The following is a 20,468-nucleotide window of genomic DNA, read 5'->3' as shown; positions in this document are numbered from 1 at the left end:
ATCCTGCGCTACAGAATAGGGATTATCAGTAATGGCGATATTTCCAGAATCATCTAACGTTAAATCCCATGACTCGGTATCAAGAAGAAATGAACGAGTTTGCATTTTCGATTCCTATGGAAATAAAAAAACCGCAATTAAGCGGTGTAGATATGAAAAAACCCGCACTGTAGGCGGGTTTATTGACGACTACTCAAAAAATTTTAAGCAGCTTGACGATGATTCTTACGCTTTCCTTGAAGCTCAACTTTTGGCTTATGCTCAAACATTTTTGGGGCAGCTTTTATCAACAAGTCAATAGCTCCACCCACAGCAGTATACACCTGCTGCGTATCAAATTTTTTGATATCTTTAATGGCTGCTTTCTGCTTTGACATAATGACTCCTAAGAGATTTTCTCTCCAATAGCTTTGAGCCTGAGCCCATAAGGGGTGTTCACATTAACAAAGTTTTCTCTTGCACAAAAAACAAACTAATATTTGTTAGTTTTCGTATGCTATCACTATAAACTCTAGTGTCTAGTCTTTTTTTTATCAATCTTTGATTGTCTTGAATATTGTTTCAAACGTATCAATATCAGCCTCCATAATGTAACCACACTTCATCATGTTAAATCCATAAGATGAGTAATAGGAGATTACTTCTTCAACAGGCTCAATGATACGGATATATTTACCCTGTGCAGATTTACAAAACATGTAAGCAGCCATCAGAGTAAGTTGAAACATTTTCCCATTTAAAGGGTGTTTTGCGTCATCACGATAGAAGTTCTCTATCATATGAATTTCAAAACTTTCCTCATCAATGGAATATGTACATAAAGCTAGCCCAGAAGGAGGTCCTTGCACATTTCCACATTCTACCAGCTTTAAGCAAAATTCAAATTTATCTTCTCTGTTTCCTACCCTAGACAAACATTCATCCCAGTTTAGTTCGCCGTATCCGCGAGAAAGGATTCTGTAATCATCATCAGAGATATCCCCTACAGCAAGGTTAAGCTTAAGCTCATCAACAATAATCTGCATGCTATTTCTTACCACATGCCCGATCTGCTCAAGATTAAACATTCTTTATCTCTCATTTTTAATTGGTTGATATATCTTACAGCTTTTTGTGATTATTTCATATGCTATTTAACTTTTCTTGCCATTAAAACGTGCACTATTTAACAATGACAAGTGAGTTAACAATTAACCCCAAACCAAAGATGGCTATATCCACCAGCGTGACTAAGGTTTATAACTTACCGTTCTCTATATTTTATTCTCTAAACTTCAGCTAAAATAAATAATGTTGACTTCAATGTGATTGACTTTATGGTACAGAACCATTGCTTCTATCTCTATATCAGTCAAAAGAAGCTCTTTTCCAAGTCGCACATACTCGTAACCTTTTCCAGTTTCACAGTTCAACTAATACTGTTACCAGTTAAAACAATGACCGAGAAAAATAAAAAATTTACCTGGGTTTCACAAAGATTTCTTAGTTTCTTAGTTTCTTCACTTCTACATATTTATCATCCTTATTTACAGCTTTAACTATCTTACGGTTCCATCGAATGTTGCATTTCCATCGTTACCCTCCACCACCTTGAATAACCGCACCATTTAATATAATAGATGGTGAGTTCATTGTGATTGAATTTGATGAAGTCATTTCCGTTGTCGGAGCGACTACGTTAATTTTATTCGGTGAAACAATATTTATCTGATTATCTACGAATTCAACATATTGTTGTGGTTCTGCGTTTAAAATTCCCCCCAGATAAATTGCGTCTGAATAATTGTGTGTTCTTTTTGAGCCCGGCAACGCCGGCGCTTTTGTTGCTCTGACGCTGCTAATGTCACGATCACAGATAGCAATTAAACCAATATCACCAACCACAGGATTCATAATGACAGCACTGTTACCACGCTGAAGACGAAATACTGGAACATTATAGATTATTCCATTCTCGATTTTTCTCCCTGCTCCCGTCATATTATGTACCATCGGCTTTACATCTACGGTTTTCCCGCTCGATTTAATAACAAGGCCCAAAGTGATAAAAACATGCTGACTAAGAAACTGCCTCATGACAAAATCAAAAGCATTCGCTTCACTGTTTATGTCCGTTGGTTTTGTTGTCAGCTTTGTCATTGTTTTTATCCTCTGTTTTCACTGGAGTGCCACTAAAAGATGTATGCCACTGACCACCATCAAGCCAGGAGGTAAGGGAGTGTTCCGCCCCTGTTATCAGATAAGTGCCGCTAACGTTCGGCAAAGAGGTTTCTATTTTTACCTTACGACCTAAAATAATTTCATTACTGAAAAGGGTAGTTGCTGTTATTCCCACGCCAGTAAATATGGGATAGCCAATTAGCCCATATTCTGGAGACGTAAATAGCAGTTTTTCAACTTTCGGTTGACCATGAGGCCAAATAGTCACTTTATCAATCCCGAAGTCAGTGTCTATATCTAGCGCATTTGCCACCTGTTGGATTTGATTAACAACATTTCCTGTATAATGAGGATTGGAGATAACACCTGTGGCACCATAATTTTCAACCGTCAGATCCGCTTTTTTAGCCATCGCAGTAATAATATCGATAATATCCACATCTCCCGATGCAGTGAACGGTTCAACTTCCTTTGCTCTTAGGCCAAGCATCATACTGGCCGTTATCGTCAGGGGAGTATCGGGTAACTGATTAAAATCTGCATAGGCATCACTGATAAAACCCTCAAATATGGCATGACCATCCGCCCATACACGCATTAAGTTGAATTTCGCACTACCAATCCAGATCCCGCGATAACTCAACGTTGCCATTTGGCTGGTTGTTAATCCCCAGATTTGTAATGTTATTTGTGTCCCTGATATGCCGCCCCACGCCGCCATGTTGACATAAGCGCGTGCGTTTTCGATAGTCAGTATATTGTTACCGCTATCATCAAATGTCTTACCGTCAACTAGCTGAAATTCAACTTTGATATTGTGTTGTTTGTACGTCACTGGGTCACCTCTCTTGGAAAAAGGTAATATAATTTGTAGCGTTGCCCTAGCTCCTCCCAATGGGGATCAGATAAACCATCCAGATCAGCAAAAAACAATTCCCCCTGGAACCGTAAATAACTGTAACGGACAATTTTATTGCAGTTGAGGCACACAACTCCCTGTAGCACAGGTTTATCATTGACGGTTAAATCCATATATAAACCTGTGCCACGTTGATTGAGGCGTATCATGCATGACTGCTCATTCAAGGTCACAGTGAACTCCTGAGCCTTAGCCGCCCTGATCGCTATTTCAATCACGTTAATTTCCTCGATAATTCTTCTACTGCATCATTAAGATGGTTGGTGGCACTCAATACAGAATCATTTAATGGACCGGTAATCGTCTCTGTTGCACGCTTGAAACCGGATGAAACTTTATCAGCAACTTGCGTTGCAGCACTGGAAACGGATTTTTTCAATCCGGTCAGAGCCTTTTTGACATCGGATAGTGTGGCATGTTTTGTTGAACCTGTTGATTGTTCGGTATTTTTACTTGGGCCTTTTGCTGTCTCATTCTTTGTTGTATTCGACTTGTTAGCAACATTGCTGCTCATTTTCACTTCGGCAATGTCTTGTACCGCCTGGAAAACTGCGGTCACAATCAGTAAGGTAACACCGTTATCCTGCCTTATTCGAAAATCGTACTTAATCAAATCATAACTTGTGTACGTAGTATCAGGTGTTTCAATGTCGTAAATTTCAGCACTGGATACCATCTTATCTAACGCTTCAAGAACATCAGAACGGGACGTCAGGGTGAGGTTTGTTAAGTTAGGCACGGAACCAGAAAAACCGGTCCATCCCTCAAACGAGAATGTCACATGGACTTCACCGGGCCGCTGCACTTTGTTGTATGATGTATAGCCGCCTTTCTCTATCGGCGCAGTCGTGATTGATGCCTCTCGTGTGACTTCTACTACAATGAATGATGTGGGCGTAAACGGCTTATCACCAACTCTCTGCCCGGATGCATAATAAATACCATATCCAGGAGATATCATACTGTTAACACCAGATAGCAGGTTGCCGCTACGGAACGCACTAAGTACCGTTGTTTGATTGAGAGAGAATGCCATTATCCAGTTACCCCCGTTGAATAGCTTGTTGCCAGCGTTGATCCACCTATTTTCTGCCGGGCATCGTTAACCACGCCTTTTACGTTGTTAGCGTTAGAGCTGACTTGAATAGTTCCGATGTGATAACTCTCAGAAACAGAGGAGGTACGGTTGTTATTTACCGTATTTGAATAACGCTGAGCGGCCACATGAGCCCCCAGTTGTGGCATATTCGCCAATACCTTTGGGATATAATCGCGGGTTTCTTTTGGCGCAGCGCCCAATCCTTTCCGTATAACATTTCCCTGTCCCCAGTTATAAGCCGCCAGTGCTTTACTCAAATCTCCGTCAAACATTCTCATTAGCTGAGATAAATATTTTGCCGCGGCTTCCGAAGATTTTACCGGATCAAAAACATCATCATCCATTAACCCAAAATGTTTGGCTGTACCTGGCATAAACTGGAATAAGCCCTTGGCACCTGCTTTAGACACAGCATACTGATTGCCTCCCGATTCCGTCATGGCAACACTACGTAACAAACCCTCCGGTAACCCGAACTGCTGCTCAAGTTGTGCTAATTTGGGTGATAGCCAACCCAGTAATTTCATGCCGGTAGTGTTCGGTGACATTTCAGCGGCTGCGACTTGAGGAACGAGCGAATCAATCAGTTTATTAATTGAATCGGTCAGCTTATCTAACGCGGCTTTTAACCAATTATTGCTGTATTCTAGCCGCTGTTGTCGTTCATCCTCGGCCCGAATGATACGGTCATTTTCGCTGCGCTTTTCTTCCTTTTTGACCTCTTTGACTACGGTCGTATCTGGCTTAGAGGTTTTACCATCCAGTTTTGCCTGATAGGCTTCATACTCTTTTTTACTAAAAAAGGGTGTCCAGTCGCTTGCCAGATACAATCCATATGAATCAAGTGTATTTTTTGTCTCTTCCCCAACAATCGAAGTCGCAACTGACTCCACAGGATCATATAACGCATATGTGATAGCGCCATATATTCCGGCTTTCCCGGCAATCCCTTTTCCCGGTAACCCGCCGCCTTTCCCCATTTTCAGCATGGACGAAATCGCACGAAATATTCCCCACAGCCACCCAGCAAATTTCAAGCCAATTAGACCAATAATGACATTACCCCAACCGCCTACCGCATCTGCGGCCTGATTAGCGACTGAAATAATAAAACTCATCTTATCGAGAAAACCACTGACCGCTTTTTTAATCTCTTCTGGGTGCTTATTCATCCAATCGGCTAAATTTTTTAGCCAGATATTGAAATCATTGATATATGGTAAAAGGGCATTAAACAGAATGTAGCCTGTTTTCTCAAAACTCTGGCTTATCTCTGTCCACTGTTCACGAAAACGACGCGCGGCGGCAACAGATTTATCATCCACACCCGAATTGGCTGTAAATTTATCCACATCTTTGAGTACGTGACCGGATGAGAACCACTGTTGCGCGGCGTACCCGACCCCAAGTTCACCACCGTAAGCTTGCTGTTGATCTTTATTAAGTCTGGGAAAAACACCGCTCAGCTTACGCATGATAGATTCGGTGCTTTCTGAGGCAATATCAATATCGACACCCGCTTGTGATACCGTTTTTAACAGCGTCTCAAGAGCCGGATCAAGCGCAACACCTGATTTTAGTCGGGCTTTAGCATCATTAATGCGTGAAAATGCCCCCACAATCTCATTTGCACTGACCCCGAATGCTTGACCTGCTTTTGTCCAGCCATCAAGCGCTTTGGCCGACATGCCGAACGCATCAGCGGCAGTACTTAACTGATTGAGATTGCCGGCAAAACTGGTCACAAAACTTTTCAGTCCACCGAGTGAGACCGTGACACCCGCCAAAGCCAAGATCTGACTCTTTATGCTGGAAAAGAAAGAGGAAGCTTTCTTTCCTGCCGCCTCCATTTCTTTTGCCACTTTTTTGGTTTTCTTACCGGTTTTGTCTAATGATTTGCTGGTTTTCTTTTCACCATCATTAAACGAGTCAACCAGTTTTTGCATAACCTGAGCCAACCCACCGATCCCGGCAATCACTGCAGTTTCACCTGCGCTAAATTCAGCCGCATCAAGCCCCAGCGTTATAACAAGTTCATCTATAATGTTTGCCATCAGTTTTTACCCTGCTGTAAAACGTAAGCATTGTGATTATCGACCTGAATAATCTCTATTAACTGCCAAAGGTCCTCCACACCATAAACTGTATCCAGCTCATGGAGCGTTGCCTTTCCTGATGAGATAATGGTCGCTATTGTGCTTGGGACATTTGTATAACTGATGATACCGAATGGCTTTGAGATGCTGGAATAGCGCGGTGGGATTACGATTGGTCGGCGGTTTTGAAAAAATCCACGTGTAACTTAAGCACCTCTGCACGTAATTTCAGCCGGGTAACAATTTCTTCAATGTCACTGTCGATCAGCTCGCGTTTGATTTTTTTATCTACCTGATTCGGAACCATCTGCACACAACCCATCAGTTCATCAAGTAGTGGCCTGGCTTCATCAGGAGCAATGCGAGAAATTGCTTTCAATCCAACCACCGCTAATGCAGCCATGCCCAAATCCCGAAAATTATCGGGGATAGACAACCCCTCTCTCCCCATTGCCATCAATGCACGAATAGCCCACCATTCAGCCTGCGAAGCGGGCATTTCCTGAATGTAAAAAAGCTTTCCTTTGTCGCGATTATCATCATTCATAGTGATGAAGGTTTCTTTACGTGCCATTAGCTATATGCCTCACCTGTTATTGATTCCCACTCAATGACGGCCTGCGCCGCTTGTAAAACCTTTCCTGCGTCCGGCATGGTTTTCCATTGCTTCAGAACGCCGTTCACCAATGTGTATTTACGCCCGATGGCCGGAAGAATAACCGTCGCATTACATCTGAACACCGCGACGCTAGTACGTGATGCCGTTGCCCAGGTATCAAAAATGGTGCGACTTTCCGAATCAGGCATAATATGAACCGTCTGATTGATATTGCCGTAGATAAAACCCGCTGACAGTTTACCGTCCGCCCCACGTACCGTTTCAGCCAAATCCAACGCCTCAGTTTCGAAAATGTTGTCGGCGGCAAATCCCTGTAATTGCACACCAGACGGGTATAAATTGGTCACAGCCAGGGTAATTACCGCATCAGCAGAAGTGATTGTGTCTGACATTATTGAACCTCCGTAGATGCCATTTCGAATTTCTGAATACTGCCACCGTCGCAATACCACAGTGTACAGCTTGGGCTGGTGCGATTTGCACGCATAGAGGCAGACATTTCCCCAATATACAAGTAATAACCCTTCGCGATTATTGACGTTGAAACATCAGATCCCACAGCGTTAATAATTTCCAGTTTTTGTGCAGCCGATAATGTTACGCCTGCTCGGATACCGCCCCACAACTTAAACCGCTGGATAACATCACTCATTGAGGCTTCCACCAGCGCACGGCCAGCCGTGTTATAAGGGATAGTCTTGTTGGATTTGAACAAGGCAATAACCGCGCCTTGCAAGTTCGCATTCAGCCAGATTTGACCACAGAAGGAATCTAGCCACTTAAAATCACCGGTTATTGTGCCATCAGCCCAATAATTTTCGGTGATATTATTGGCGGCATAATTGCCATAGAAGTTATATCCATTAGCAATCAGCGCATCATAAACATCAGAATCGATCACATCAGGATTGAGGCCGTTCAATTCTCTGAATTTAAATGGAACACGCCCCTCCGTTCGCTCAAAATCCAGCACCGCCGCATAACCCAATATTGCTGCCGGTTTCATATTATCAGAGCAGAAAACAGGAACGACACTCCCGTAGCTGTGAATGCCAATAATTTTATGGGCGATAGTTTCCTGACTACCTTTCACTTTTGCCGTGCCACTTGTTGTCCAGGCAACATAGAAATAGCGATATACCCGACTACTAGCCCACGCGGATAATGCAAGATGCTGTTCATCTGTACATTCAAATACCGTCGTAAAACCTGCCCATTGCTGAGACTGAGTTTTAATCACAGCGAATAGATCAGGAACCGCCGACACTGTAGCCCCCTGAGAAACCGTTGCCCCTAGTGCGCCAGTGAACTTAAGAGCCTCGGCCCCATCACCAGTACCATAGGTGATATTTGTATCTTCCGGTTTAATGCTGCCAGAGGCAACATTGATGATAAAAGCTTTACGGGTGGTATCGAACACAACCGTTACTGCCTTGCCAATCACTGTTTCAATGCTCTTTGCTGCATCCGCAAAGGATTTAACCCCATCAAGATTGATTGCGGCGTTTATTGCTGTACCATTGATATTGAGTTTCAATGTACCGGACATTTTTTGCAAGTCGGCAATAGCTACTCCATTAAAAGAACCTGAACGTAACCAAGCCGATACTGCCGCTCGATTAAATCGGGAAAACAGTAATTGGCCAGGTGTCTTTGTGCAGTTGTTGTACCCTGAAAAATAAATAGCCGCCATGCTATATTCTTCGGATGCACCACCAAAATATGCCGCCACATCCTCTTTAGTCGAGAACGACAACACCACACCAACAGGTGCATATATATTATCTGTCAGTAATAATCCATTGAGATCAACAGCATTACCCACTGCCGACAGCACCCCCGGATTAATTCTCACGTCTTTACTGATTGGAATTGCCATGAATAGACTCCACTGTTTTAGTGTTCAGCGTAATACTGTCGAAAAATAGTTGTTCTGTTGTCACAACAGGGTTGATTTGAGCAGTAAATTCAAATGTCCAACGCGACTCATATTGCTGTTCACCATTAATCATCGTCGTCTGAATCGGGTCGCTGGCATAAAGTGGTGCCATATCGATACCTGATCTCTTGAATAGCTCAATCGCATATTCAGTGCGCACCGTCGTTGCAATAATGTGAGCATCCTCATGAGCGAACTGACCGTAACAGTCAATTTGACATGTCCAGCGTGTCGTCCGAGTGATTAGACTTTTTCCCATACCTGCTGCTGTTGGTACGTTATAGATCACTACACTTGTTGATAAACCCGTGCTGTTCAATGGTGTCATAACAATAAAATCGCCATCTGGCATCGGTGAGCGATTTATCTGAGACAAAATAACGCTACGCCTGGATATTAAGGCCATTAAAAAACCGCGTAATGCGGTTGTTATATCGTCTTGCGTTACATTTATCGTTACCACTATTGTTCCCCACGCTGCAATGTAACAGCGAATTTGCACCAATTCGGCCACTCTTCCAAAATCTGCACTATCAACCACTCTTCACCATTAATAATCAACAGATCACCCCCTTGCTGTCTGGGGCGGTTGACGGCATTAAAATTGCCATTCACATAAGCCGCTTTGAGCATGCCCTGAATATTCAAGCCGTTCGTATGTTGTAGATCAGTAAAAGTCAGTGGCTGGATTTGTGCGGTAACGGGTGTTGTGATGTAGTGCGGGACTTGCTTACCACTGGGTGCAATATCATATCCCACACTTACCCGTATCTCTCCAGGTGAGTGAGGATTAACAATCCCAACAGCACCAGATACAATATTGTGCAGGTTCATTCGTTCCCCTCATCAACCACATAATCAACACTGTTCAGCATGTGTTTGGTGTGACGTAACGGCGCATCAAATCCCTTTTTAGCTATAGTGGATTTTTTATTAGCCGGTGAAGTGAAAGAACGAATAGATTGTTGAATTTGCCCCTTGATAACTTCCCCGGTCATCCGTAACGCTGCATCCCCATTCATATCGTTAGCACTCAGGCCCTGTGCAAGCACATCACCCCATTCATTAGCATGTTCGTTGATAGTGTTACGAAAAAACGGACGGGGTCGCCTATTACGCCTCGGATCGCCAATCTCGTTACTAATTGCCACCATTGCAACTGAGGTGCCATCGGGATAAGTCGCGTCTTTGAAAAAACCAACCCGCAATTTTTGGCCTTCACCCACTCTTTTAGCTAATTGCTTTAAGTAGCGTTTTGCTGCATCACCGCCCTTGATACTGTTCGACATTAGCGTCTCCATTGAGTCCGTGTATAGTAATATGACGGATAGTGAGAGGGAGAGCTGCCGGGGACGTAACGCATAATTCTATATTGCTCTGTTGCCTGCCAGTACATAGCCCCGTATTTTGTCTGCAAGAACCAAGCAGCACGTTCACTCACAACGCCCATATCAGCCGAAACGGAAACAGATCCCTCACTTGCGCTGCTAACTCGCCCCACGAGCGGATTGGCCGCTGTTCCGCTAACAGATAAACGATTAAGTTCGGCAATATGAGCAACAAGCATATTCAACAACAGTATTCGTTGTTCAAGATCACTAACTGGACTTTGGGCCGTATTGTTAAGATAGAGTGTTGCTTCAATAAAATAGGTATCCAGCAGGACATCACTGATAGAAGAAAACTCCGGGTAACGAGTGCGAAATTTCACGACATCAAAAACGACAACAAAGCCCATTAGCTTAATCCTCTTCTTTTCGCTGCTCAATATTCTTACCCGGTTTTTGGGGATCGATAGGCTCTAACCCGTTCTTTAACCCGGCTTTTTCCTCAGCTTCCGTCCGAACCTCTTTGAGTTTTTCCTGGGCAAAAATAAGCCCATTTTTGACCAATTCCGTATCTGCATAGAGCTCCAGATATTTGTCAAAAAACGCTTTATCAACATCATATGTCAGCCCATAACCACCAATAATTGTTGATGAATTTATCCCGTTTAGCGTCACACTATTCCCATCAATTTCAATCGTTAACCCGTGAGGCAATTTACACCCCACAATGACTGCCACCATTTAAACCCCCAACATTTGTGCAATAGCGTGTGGATAACGAATAATCGCACCCCACGTACCGGCTGATTTCTTTTGTTTAAAACTGGATGAGCTCACAACAACCGCATGTGCCCGCATTTTTTCAGTAAATGAGGCATAAGCCGTTTTTTCACCATCAAGCGTATCAGCAATCAATTGAACCAGTTCCCCCGCTTCCGTACTGTATTCAACCGCCGTTTCAATCGTCAGATTCGGAAAATTCTTTTTCAATTGATCGGTAACATTAACGTTGTACTGGTTAGTTTTTGTCAGATTGACTTCCGCTGTTGGCGACATGCAAAGTTTCAATGGCTCTGTTCGTTCCACCAACCCTTCTGTTTGTTTTGTAAGCTGCTTAAATAGGCGTTGGGAAATATCGTCATAAATTGCCTGCCCGTCTTTGGTTTCCCACGTTGTACCATTGGATTTTCCGTTTGCAGCCGGTACCACCGGTGCGCTTAACCCCGGATCATTCAATAGTCCATAGTTTTTAAGCCCCGCAATACCATAGAAATAAGACTTGTTCATAAACTTGTTTAGGGTTAATGCGCTTGCGGTATTAAGTTGCGCTGCTCGATTGATACGGGCCGTACCGTACATATCCAGCTCACGCTCCCCCCAGACAGTAAATGTTTGGAAATGATAGCTCTGGCGTTCCACCCAATTCACGTTAGCATCTGACATACCGTTATTGCTGTGATCACCGTATGAGCTCACTTCACCCGTTGATTCTTCAACCGGGAACTGGGTTGTCAGCGTTGTCCAGTCACCTTTTTTATTTTCACCGATAATTTCAGCCGCTCTCATCGGCGTGACCAACACACGAACCAACTCAGGATCGAGATAGTTAGTCAGATACGCAGGAACACCGGCGTTACTCACGGTCACCATAGCTGGCTGTGCATCCATAGCTAACGTATAGTTACGAGCATATTGGGGATTTAAGTAATCGACGGCCTGTGGTACTACAATGCCGTATTCCCCTTCAATATATTGAAAATCTGTGTGTCGTTTCATTAGCTCCAGGTCCCCATTTTGACTAATTCACCCGCACCAGCAGCAGTACCGGCAACGAATTTAGTTTCGATAAAATCAGTGATAGTTTTTCCCGCTGCTGCGGCCTGCACCTCACCCGTTTTTAAGGATGCGTAAATCTTATCCCCAACTTTTGCGGGCGTGCTTGTTCGTACCGTAAAATCACCCGCAGTAAATAAAGTGACTTCACGTCCGGGTTGGATCAGCATGGATGCTTCTCCCAACCAAAGAGTGATAGACGCTTGTCCGTCACGCCCCACAAAACCAGACGGGGCACCCGCCCCCTTGTTCGAAACGACACCATCAATCACCCAGGCAAAACACCCAACAGTTACTCCATCGTTACCCGCAATCAGCGTGCCGTCCCTTGCTAACAAAGTGGCGCTAGGGTTAGTACTGGCAAATGCTCCCTCAATGCCGGAGGCTGGATAGTGATTAATTTTGTTCGGAAAACCCATAGTTAAATCCTCACTAATTTAGATGCGGTGGGAAAACGTTTTTCAAAAGAATCTATCGCAGCAGAATCCATTGCTAGGCGGGCTTTAAGTTTTGCTGACTCTGCTATGCCGATCTGCATTTTCACTAAAGAGCGATAAGCGGACGGATGAACGCCGGTTGTATCAACACCCACCTCATCAAGCGCAACCTTGTAAATTTCGTCAGCAGAATCCATTGCTACTACATCACCGATGAGGGGTTTAACCTCAGCCTCAGCAATGCGAATAGCATTAATGTGATTCACTGTGTCTTTTTCTGCCTTTCGAGTAGCTGCACGAATAGCAGCATCCATTGCGGGCTTACTGACGCTATCCTCTTCCTTTGGTTCTGGTTTATTATCGGGATCATCGTCTTGCGCGGGAGTGCCTGAAATTAACGCCCGGATTTTTTCCAAGTCTTCCTCTGGCAATTTACCCGCAAGCAGTTCAAGTACTTGTGCACAGATATCATCGTCCTGCGCGGGTAACTCCGCAGGCTCCTGTGTCTCCGCATCATCAGCAACAGCTTCAATGATTGAGGCAAGCTCCGCTGAGTCGATTTCCATATCCTGAGCCAGAAGGGTACCGAATTTGTTTTTCGCCGCTTCCGCTATACTTTTCGCGCTACCACCCGCTTTCAGTAATGAGGCAATTTCTTTTGGTGCAGCATCTTGTGCTAATTTCGGCTGCAAGTATGCCCCCAGCGCCGCACGTACAGCGACAACCACCATTTTTTTATTTAACTTCATGTGTTTTAACTCCAGAGGGAGGGAATCGCAGACAACAACATCTGCACCGACTCGCCCTTCTTCAACAAGAGCGACATGGTTCCCGACGATATCGCGCATAACGCCATCATGATGAATGCCGTCATACATGCCGGGGGTCATATCAGCGACGTAGTGATACGCCGCTGACAATTCTTTTTGTTCATCCGATTCAATACCCGCTATAGATTCAGCATCCCAAATTGCCAGGCTGTTTTTCAGGTATGTACCATCGAACATGGAATCTGATCCCGTTGTACCGACAATCAATTCTGTTGAAGGTTTGGCCGCCGTGACGGGAATGTGTTTTTTCAATAACGGCAGGTTATTGAAAGTTGCAACCCCTTTCTCTAATTCATCAGGGGCACGCAACAGTTTGTAGATACGATTAGGATCAAGCCTTAACCCTTGCCAGTTCGGGATTTCTCTTCCGTAATACGATGATACCGTCGCCTTAGAGATAGGACTTTCAGTAACATGCAAACGCCCATCTCTGTCGTATGAGCGTACAGAAGCCCGATCTAACGCCAGACCGTGATTCATAATATTTCTCGGATTAATTAGTTGGTTAGTTTAGGAATGACGACCTGCCAACCACACCCGCAATTGATTTCTTCACCAGGCATGATCCATTTTCCGTCAATATAAAGCCCTTTTGATAAATCGAACTCTTTACCATCCGCTTTCAAGTGTGATTGACGAAATTTTTTTGCTGCATGACTGTGCCGCCAGATACCCGTTTTAAAACCAATTGAACGCTGCCGGGCAGATTGCATAACAAAAGTCGCTTTGTTGTTCTGGTCACGAGCAATCAGGGCTGCTCGGCGCTTAGTAATGTCGTAACGCTCTTGCAAGGCTTTTGTCAACGTTCCAAGATCACGCCCCCTTGCTACTGATTGCATCACTAGCGTTTCAACTTGGGATAAATATTGCCGTGGAATACTTTTAATCAACCCAACATTCTCACCAATGACCGTCTGTAGCGCGTTATTCATTTCTGTCGTCATCGTGAACGGTATCGAAATATGTGCCGCATCTAACGCATGATTTAACGAGGCATCCATGTTGTCCATTGATAAAGCCGCGAATTTTTTCGCCAGCTTGTCAGCTAAAGCATCAAACTGCTTTAACCAACGCCGGGTTAATTTTCGCATTGCTGAACGCATCAACATCTCCGGGCTAACATCCATTGCCATTGCTGCACCGCTGTTCTTATAGTTGGCGGATACCCAGTAAATCACCGAGTTATTCATCTCATCCACCAGCTTATATAACTGCTTGCTGTACCACACACGAACACCGGCATTAGGTTTAATTTGTCGGAGTGTTTGAAGGGGATCAGATGATGTTTTCCGTGTTGTCCTCTTCTTCGATGTCGTCTTCTTTGTCGATTTCATCATTGATTTCCAGAGAGTGATACGGGCTGTTTTCATCGTTGGCTAGACGTTCGCGGGCTTCATCTGTGCTAATCACATTTGCAGCAATTAATACTGAATCAGTATCTGCATCGGTCTTACGTATGCTGGCTTTTTGTTCATCATTCATTTGATACAACGGTTCGAATGTAAAGCTAATATCAGGATCAATTTCGCCAAATTCGGATAATTGAATAATATCAATCATTCGTGCCAGTCCATCTTTCACTAACATTTGCAAAGTAGCAATGAAGTCATAGAAAACACGGATTTCCCCATCAGATGACGCATTTAGCCCGCTCGGTGTGATACCTGTAAAAATCACTAACGGTATGCTACTGACTGAACTCATATGTTCCTGAGACTGGGCTTGCAGTGAATCAAGGCCACTTAGCGGTGTATTGAACTGGAAAAACTCCTCTTCGTTATCCAGCATCATTACCCCTCGGTTATCACGCATCTTGTTAAACAATTCTGCACGATAAATTAACTGATCAGGATTCTTCGTCTGTCCTTGCAACGTCGATTGAAGATTGGTTTTAAATCCAGACACAGAGAATGAATGGATCAAATCAGATACGCTATCACGTGTCCTATACCAGTTTTGTACATAAGACTCTGCAATCTGAGTCAGTGATAAGCCGCCGAAATTATACGCAGGTTTAAACATATCGGTTAATGGCCGGGTGATAAATGTAATCAAACGACTGTCATGTACAGTTTTTGCCATCACATACCAACTTGACGGCTTATAGAAATCATTGCTCAACGGGTTGCTAGCGTTATAAATCCCCGGATATGTCCATATTGGCTCAATGACGTTAAAGCCAATAAGACTCCCCTTTGTGATTTTTTTGGGTGACAGAAATAATCTAGACTCAAGTTCAACCGGATCGGTTGCAGCAAGCACGCCTCTTGACGTGCGAACATCAATGTAAATCTGACCTCGCCCAAAAAAACCATCATGTTCAATGGCTTTTTTTAACCGTTCACGAACGTGGAATTTTTCAATAGCCTCATTAAGCGCTTTGATTTTATCTGATTTGTCATTATCCCCCACTGACGTTAGCTTTATCCACTTACGAGTCATCTCCCCTGCAATAGTGCCGACCATTTTCCGATATTCGGGTAATTGTGACAGTTGGGCCAGATAAGGATAACCGGGGAAACCCACATCTCCCGATATACCACCTGTACCCGTCATATATTCATAAGGTGTAGAATCCATTGCCATTAATGCGGATAACTGTTCAGTAGGAACAACACCGGGAGGGGGCCTGTATGGTTCAACAGGCCGAGCTACTTTTCTCTCTGTTATCGATCCGACAGTATCCGGATGTATGTTCATTGGCTGAGGTGATGCTTGATCAATATCCTGTTCAACTGGCAAAGCCTCCGCTTTCTTTTTATGTCTGAATTTGAAAAACATTAAATTCGCCCCAACAGATTTTTAGATATACGAAGTGGGTTGTTTTTGCCTGTGATATAACCATCCAGCGAATAACGTACCGCATCCCATAAATGGTTATGTTTGTCGAGCACCACCGGCAGGATTTCACCGGTCAGTCGGTCAGTCTTGTATGAATAGAGTCTTGCCTCATCAATCATGTGCTTACAGCGTTCATGAATAATGATTTCTTCAAACCCTTTTAGGTAAGTGATCCCATCCTCAACGCTCCCCGGCCATTTTGTGGCACCATCGATAACGAACCCCTGGCGTGATAAGTAACTGATAGTTTCCGGTCGGCTACTGTCCCCATGAATGGGCCATTTACGAGAAAGCGGTACCGAATCATAGAACTGGGGCATTTCATCTAATTCAACGCCTACTCCATAGGCTTCATATTCGATATATAGTTTGGTACCAATAATGAAGCAGCGAACCAGTGTGGACGGGTCATTAGCGAAACCAAAGTCAGCTCCATAGAAAAGTCGGTCAGCTTCTAGCCATAGCTCATCAGAAAATGCTTCAACACGGTATTTCCCAGAGAAGATAACCGCTTCACTGAGTGCTTTTGGTAACCCAAGCCAAATATGCTCATACGCTTCATAGTCGATGCGTTTGCAATATTCCATTTCCTGCCGGAGTACGTCAGGAAAAAAGGCATTATCACAATAGTTAACTTTTCGAATAATAACGCCGCCGTCAGGGGGATCTTCATGATGCCGGGTCATCAGTTTGTATGTCGGGTCCTCTTCCTCGCGGGGGTTGAAAGAAACCCAGACTTCGGATTTATTAGCACGTACAGTTGGCCCAAGAATATCCCAACTATCTTGCGAAACGGTCTGAGCCTCTTCAACCCAACAGATCTTAATGCCATGCATCGACTTGATGCTTTGAATATTGTTGCGAAGACCTTTAAACGTGAAACGAGTGCCGTTCTGACCTTCAATCTCGTTGTTTTTGACCTTATAGAAGTGGGACAGGCCAAGATCAATGATTTGTGCCTCAAGCAGGGCAAGAACAGAATCATTGATTGAGTTCTGGAATTCACGGGCACAAAGAATCGTCATTGGTTCTATAGCACCCAACAATACCAGCGCACGAGCAATCTCTACCGATTTACCGCCACCACGCCCGCCATATGTCCAACGCCAGCGAACAGAACCTAATGCTCGGTCATATAAAACTTCTGTCGCCCAGTCACTACTAAAAGCGTACAGAACACCATCTATGATGACTGGGCTACCTGTTTTCCCTCGCGCAATTTCTCCATGTGAGAAGCCCAGACATCAGCAGGACAATTGGCAGGAGTGACAATGCAGACCTTTCCATAGCTCAATCCGGCCAGATCGACATTAACCTCAGTTTTATTGCTGCTCATGTCGATACCGGTAAGTTGCGCAGCGTTCTTAATGTTCGGCGCAACCTGTCCGAACTTCTTATCTGCTAACGCTTCTTTCCCGGCACGAAACGACAATTCAGCCAAGTGTCCAGCATTGAATGAAACAAGCAACGCCGCTTCGTTTCTCAGTTCTCGAATGCGGGCTTTTATTTCCGGTCTGCGTATTAATATGGATGATTGAGAATCAGCACGGGCTGGAGAGTAACCCGCACAAATTGCCGCCTCTTTCATCGGCATACCCGCCGCTATGTTTTGAGCAAACTGTTCGTATTGCGGCTTGAGAATCCCTGCGGTTCCTTGCGAACTCTCTGCGAACTTTTCAGACTCCAAGATATTACTGGTGCTACTTGCTACCTGACTTTCCGCTTGGTTCGCATCAGGTTCGCACTGCGTACTTTCAACAATAGTGCGAACCCATCCCTCAGTTTTCGCTCTTTTTCGAATCGCTGCATCACTGATGCCATATTGTTTGGCAATCTCCCTGATTGAGAGAAGGCCGGAACGGTAATCACGCTCTATTCCCTCCCAGTCAGTATTTTTTGCCATTTCTTTCCCTTAAAATATAAAAACCACCGTGGAAGGTGGTCAACATGCAATATTTATTCAATAACAAATAATCATCATTCAGTTATTGCTTAATTCGGCTTTCCGTCTGATATTTACCATTCGAACATAAAAATCATGCATAGATTTATAGTTTTCTTCACGTTTATCAATAGCCTCAAAAGGCTTAAGCCACTCATCAACCTGAGATTTGCACGTAATAAAAGCATCATCCACTAACTTTTCAGGCAGTATGTCTGCTGATAATTTAGGAAGGACATAATCATTTAGACATGTTGTCATAGGATCTACGTATTGGGTTTCCGAGTACCCGATACAAGGTAAAATAAAAACAATCAGCAATCCGATAAGTTTTACGCAATTGAATATTTTTAACATCACTTCCTCCTTGCATGGGAGGATTATACATCAGCATTATCACTAGTACGCGATAGATACAAAATGCCACTAACTTACACTCAGAGTAAACAAGGAACGTAATGGCATGCATTATCAGTATTGTCTGGCCAACTGTTGCTAACATATGCCAGTTAATACAAACAGACGGCGATAACCAGCGCTGAACCATTTCCAACCAAGAAACAGAACAGTTGGAATCAGCACATTCTTCTTTTCAGTTTAATAAATCCCCGGCATTTTAAATATCACACCGGATTGAATAACTACTATCGAGTACTCTGTCAGCAAAATGCTCTGAATTAGTTACTTGCAGTGTTTGAGTGTTGCGGATATAAAAAACCACCAGCGTTAACTGATGGTATGAGTTAGCTGCACTGACTTACCCCCCCAAAAAAATGGGGGGTAGAAATAGAACAGTTAACCTAAAACGAAGCAAACTGTATCATTTACGAAATTTTAAAACTGGCAGCCACTAGTGAATAATCGTCAATTGGTGTAGCTTTTTCAATTCGTCTTTGTAAGCTTGATGCAAATCTCACTGGATTACACAGGGTATTATCTGAAAACCTTGGTCGTTTTTCCCAGAAGTGATGTGCACCATCCGACATAATATATATGTCTAATATACCTTCATAATCAATAAATTCGGAGAGAGGGTAATGAAGATCCTGATAGGTAAGATCAATTACCTTTGAAAGCGCCGACGTCAGAGTATTTTTTCCCTTCACGCCTTTCAATTCTTTCTTTGTGAATAACCCCTCATTAATCAGTTCTTGATGCTGAGTATGATCTGTTGATAATTGAATAAGCTTTTTCCCTTTTCTTGCGTAAATTCTTGTATCTCCTACATGCCCAATATGTATACTATCTTCGCGAACGTAGCAAAATGTAAGTGTTGTCGCCGCTCTATGGAAACTTGAATTATTTTCAGATAACTTAGCTACTTTTCTTTTTATCGAAGAAAATATTAAATTCATATTTAAATCATCTTCAATAACAAAGCTTGAAAGATAATTAATGGACGTTTGTGAAGCCTCCTGCGCACCTTCATATGCCCCAACACCATCAGCCACAGCCATAATATATCCATTACCTACAATCTTGGGTGGCATAATAGAGTCTTGATTACCTCGTATAGCGTTTTTTCCCAACGAGAATAGGCCGCAGTTCAATAAGGTAATCATTGATTATTCTCCTTAATGATTTTCTCGAAATCACTTAACATGTCCTCAATTGAGTTATACCTCATTGCAGGTTTATGTGCTGTGCTTTTATGAATAAAATCATCTATCCCTTTTAATTGACTGATTCCAAACTCACCGATTACTACACCGAGAGCATAGATGTCTGTTTTTTCATCATAAAATCCATTATGGACCTCAGGTGCCATATACTTACGAGTTCCCATTGCAGCCCCAATATGACTCAATACCTCAGATTCAGCTTCTTTATTTGAATTCTTTACAAGACCAAAATCAGAAACCTTGTAGAAACCATCAGAGAATTTAAGGATGTTCGCTGGCTTTAAATCACGGTGCAAGTATCTTTTTCTCACATGCATATACTTAATCCCTTCGAGTATCATTTTTATAATGCTTAATTTTTCTGATACTCGGAGTAGCCCCATACTAAGTTCACTATTTAAGTCATTCTCTGCAAGCCCAGTAATAAACCAAGGTTTATCAGTGGATAATTGGTGAATGTAAATTGGAGCCACATTTGAATGGCAGCAAGAAGCCTGATACATGGCTTCTCTCCGAAATCTGCGCTTCCACTCGTCGAGCGTGAAACCTTTAAGCAGGTCTTCATTGACTGATAACGTTTTCCTAGCGTAGTTACCACACTTATTATTATCAAGGCTGTAGAGTTCAACCTCTTCCACATAGCCGAAAGCTCCACGCCCAATCTGTCGTACCGGATTTATAAAATAATTACCTCGTCTTTCCATATTTTATCCTTTGCGTATTTTGCCTTTCTACAAATCAAAATCTACAAGCAAAGAGGAATATGTCCTATATTTTCCTATTAAAACTATTAAAACTATTAA

Annotated in this window: 25 protein-coding genes; all 25 read right to left on the bottom strand. The window is 43.3% G+C overall.

Annotated elements, in window-relative coordinates; all coding sequences use genetic code 11:
* Positions 1-203: 203 nt before the first annotated feature.
* A complete protein-coding gene (locus ABR397_RS17705) occupies positions 204-377 on the bottom strand; it encodes a hypothetical protein (RefSeq protein ID WP_011147570.1) in 174 nt (57 codons plus the stop codon).
* A 156-nt stretch (positions 378-533) separates the two neighbouring features.
* A complete protein-coding gene (locus ABR397_RS17700; RefSeq protein ID WP_165578987.1) occupies positions 534-1,067 on the bottom strand; it encodes a hypothetical protein in 534 nt (177 codons plus the stop codon).
* A 508-nt stretch (positions 1,068-1,575) separates the two neighbouring features.
* Complete coding sequence (locus ABR397_RS17695; protein ID WP_350306885.1) at positions 1,576-2,139, bottom strand: Gp138 family membrane-puncturing spike protein; 564 nt, start codon at positions 2,137-2,139, stop codon at positions 1,576-1,578.
* On the bottom strand, positions 2,099-2,995 hold the full coding sequence (locus ABR397_RS17690) for a baseplate hub protein (protein ID WP_350306884.1): 897 nt from the start codon (positions 2,993-2,995) through the stop codon (positions 2,099-2,101). Before ABR397_RS17690 ends, ABR397_RS17695 begins: the two co-directional genes overlap by 41 nt.
* Positions 2,992-3,297, bottom strand: a complete 306-nt coding sequence (locus tag ABR397_RS17685; protein ID WP_046973714.1) for a phage baseplate plug family protein — start codon at positions 3,295-3,297, stop codon at positions 2,992-2,994. Before ABR397_RS17685 ends, ABR397_RS17690 begins: the two co-directional genes overlap by 4 nt.
* On the bottom strand, positions 3,294-4,115 hold the full coding sequence (locus ABR397_RS17680; RefSeq protein ID WP_011147575.1) for a phage baseplate protein: 822 nt from the start codon (positions 4,113-4,115) through the stop codon (positions 3,294-3,296). Before ABR397_RS17680 ends, ABR397_RS17685 begins: the two co-directional genes overlap by 4 nt.
* On the bottom strand, positions 4,115-6,232 hold the full coding sequence (locus ABR397_RS17675) for a lytic transglycosylase domain-containing protein (RefSeq protein ID WP_350306883.1): 2,118 nt from the start codon (positions 6,230-6,232) through the stop codon (positions 4,115-4,117). The genes ABR397_RS17680 and ABR397_RS17675 overlap by 1 nt, the downstream gene beginning before the upstream one ends.
* A 208-nt stretch (positions 6,233-6,440) precedes the next feature.
* Positions 6,441-6,848 carry a hypothetical protein gene (locus tag ABR397_RS17665; protein ID WP_011147577.1) on the bottom strand — a complete coding sequence of 136 codons (408 nt, stop codon included), beginning with the start codon at positions 6,846-6,848 and terminating at the stop codon, positions 6,441-6,443.
* Positions 6,848-7,285 (bottom strand): phage tail fiber protein, encoded by a 438-nt coding sequence (locus ABR397_RS17660; RefSeq protein WP_350306882.1) that lies wholly within the window; start codon positions 7,283-7,285, stop codon positions 6,848-6,850. Before ABR397_RS17660 ends, ABR397_RS17665 begins: the two co-directional genes overlap by 1 nt.
* On the bottom strand, positions 7,285-8,772 hold the full coding sequence (locus tag ABR397_RS17655) for a DUF3383 domain-containing protein (protein ID WP_054480094.1): 1,488 nt from the start codon (positions 8,770-8,772) through the stop codon (positions 7,285-7,287). The genes ABR397_RS17660 and ABR397_RS17655 overlap by 1 nt, the downstream gene beginning before the upstream one ends.
* Positions 8,753-9,295, bottom strand: a complete 543-nt coding sequence (locus ABR397_RS17650; RefSeq protein WP_083451937.1) for a phage neck terminator protein — start codon at positions 9,293-9,295, stop codon at positions 8,753-8,755. The genes ABR397_RS17655 and ABR397_RS17650 overlap by 20 nt, the downstream gene beginning before the upstream one ends.
* Positions 9,295-9,666 (bottom strand): hypothetical protein, encoded by a 372-nt coding sequence (locus ABR397_RS17645; protein WP_054480093.1) that lies wholly within the window; start codon positions 9,664-9,666, stop codon positions 9,295-9,297. Before ABR397_RS17645 ends, ABR397_RS17650 begins: the two co-directional genes overlap by 1 nt.
* Positions 9,663-10,121: a hypothetical protein gene (locus ABR397_RS17640; RefSeq protein WP_054480092.1), complete on the bottom strand. Its 459-nt coding sequence runs from the start codon at positions 10,119-10,121 to the stop codon at positions 9,663-9,665. The genes ABR397_RS17645 and ABR397_RS17640 overlap by 4 nt, the downstream gene beginning before the upstream one ends.
* Positions 10,121-10,570, bottom strand: coding sequence for a DUF4054 domain-containing protein (locus ABR397_RS17635; protein WP_350306881.1), 450 nt, complete (start codon positions 10,568-10,570; stop codon positions 10,121-10,123). The genes ABR397_RS17640 and ABR397_RS17635 overlap by 1 nt, the downstream gene beginning before the upstream one ends.
* A gap of 4 nt (positions 10,571-10,574) precedes the next feature.
* A complete protein-coding gene (locus ABR397_RS17630; RefSeq protein ID WP_054480090.1) occupies positions 10,575-10,901 on the bottom strand; it encodes a hypothetical protein in 327 nt (108 codons plus the stop codon).
* Positions 10,902-11,936: a major capsid family protein gene (locus ABR397_RS17625; RefSeq protein ID WP_011147585.1), complete on the bottom strand. Its 1,035-nt coding sequence runs from the start codon at positions 11,934-11,936 to the stop codon at positions 10,902-10,904.
* Positions 11,936-12,412 (bottom strand): structural cement protein Gp24, encoded by a 477-nt coding sequence (locus tag ABR397_RS17620; protein WP_054480089.1) that lies wholly within the window; start codon positions 12,410-12,412, stop codon positions 11,936-11,938. The genes ABR397_RS17625 and ABR397_RS17620 overlap by 1 nt, the downstream gene beginning before the upstream one ends.
* A gap of 2 nt (positions 12,413-12,414) precedes the next feature.
* Positions 12,415-13,740 carry a DUF2213 domain-containing protein gene (locus tag ABR397_RS17615; RefSeq protein ID WP_054480088.1) on the bottom strand — a complete coding sequence of 442 codons (1,326 nt, stop codon included), beginning with the start codon at positions 13,738-13,740 and terminating at the stop codon, positions 12,415-12,417.
* Between the two features lie 17 nt (positions 13,741-13,757).
* Positions 13,758-14,450 carry a phage head morphogenesis protein gene (locus ABR397_RS17610; protein ID WP_054480087.1) on the bottom strand — a complete coding sequence of 231 codons (693 nt, stop codon included), beginning with the start codon at positions 14,448-14,450 and terminating at the stop codon, positions 13,758-13,760.
* A gap of 85 nt (positions 14,451-14,535) precedes the next feature.
* Positions 14,536-16,041, bottom strand: a complete 1,506-nt coding sequence (locus tag ABR397_RS17605) for a DUF1073 domain-containing protein (RefSeq protein WP_040149363.1) — start codon at positions 16,039-16,041, stop codon at positions 14,536-14,538.
* A complete protein-coding gene (locus ABR397_RS17600) occupies positions 16,041-17,276 on the bottom strand; it encodes a PBSX family phage terminase large subunit (RefSeq protein WP_054480086.1) in 1,236 nt (411 codons plus the stop codon). The genes ABR397_RS17605 and ABR397_RS17600 overlap by 1 nt, the downstream gene beginning before the upstream one ends.
* A gap of 8 nt (positions 17,277-17,284) precedes the next feature.
* Positions 17,285-18,004, bottom strand: coding sequence for a terminase small subunit (locus tag ABR397_RS17595; RefSeq protein ID WP_054480085.1), 720 nt, complete (start codon positions 18,002-18,004; stop codon positions 17,285-17,287).
* A gap of 78 nt (positions 18,005-18,082) precedes the next feature.
* Complete coding sequence (locus tag ABR397_RS17590; RefSeq protein ID WP_051560919.1) at positions 18,083-18,400, bottom strand: hypothetical protein; 318 nt, start codon at positions 18,398-18,400, stop codon at positions 18,083-18,085.
* 467 nt (positions 18,401-18,867) lie between these two features.
* Complete coding sequence (locus tag ABR397_RS17585; RefSeq protein WP_054480084.1) at positions 18,868-19,605, bottom strand: PP2C family protein-serine/threonine phosphatase; 738 nt, start codon at positions 19,603-19,605, stop codon at positions 18,868-18,870.
* A complete protein-coding gene (locus ABR397_RS17580; protein ID WP_054480083.1) occupies positions 19,602-20,369 on the bottom strand; it encodes a protein kinase domain-containing protein in 768 nt (255 codons plus the stop codon). The genes ABR397_RS17585 and ABR397_RS17580 overlap by 4 nt, the downstream gene beginning before the upstream one ends.
* Positions 20,370-20,468: the final 99 nt, after the last annotated feature.

It is taken from the genome of Photorhabdus viridis, from assembly GCF_040256935.1.
In the GTDB taxonomy this organism is placed as follows: domain Bacteria; phylum Pseudomonadota; class Gammaproteobacteria; order Enterobacterales; family Enterobacteriaceae; genus Photorhabdus; species Photorhabdus viridis.
This window is presented reverse-complemented; position numbering and strand designations above follow the sequence as displayed.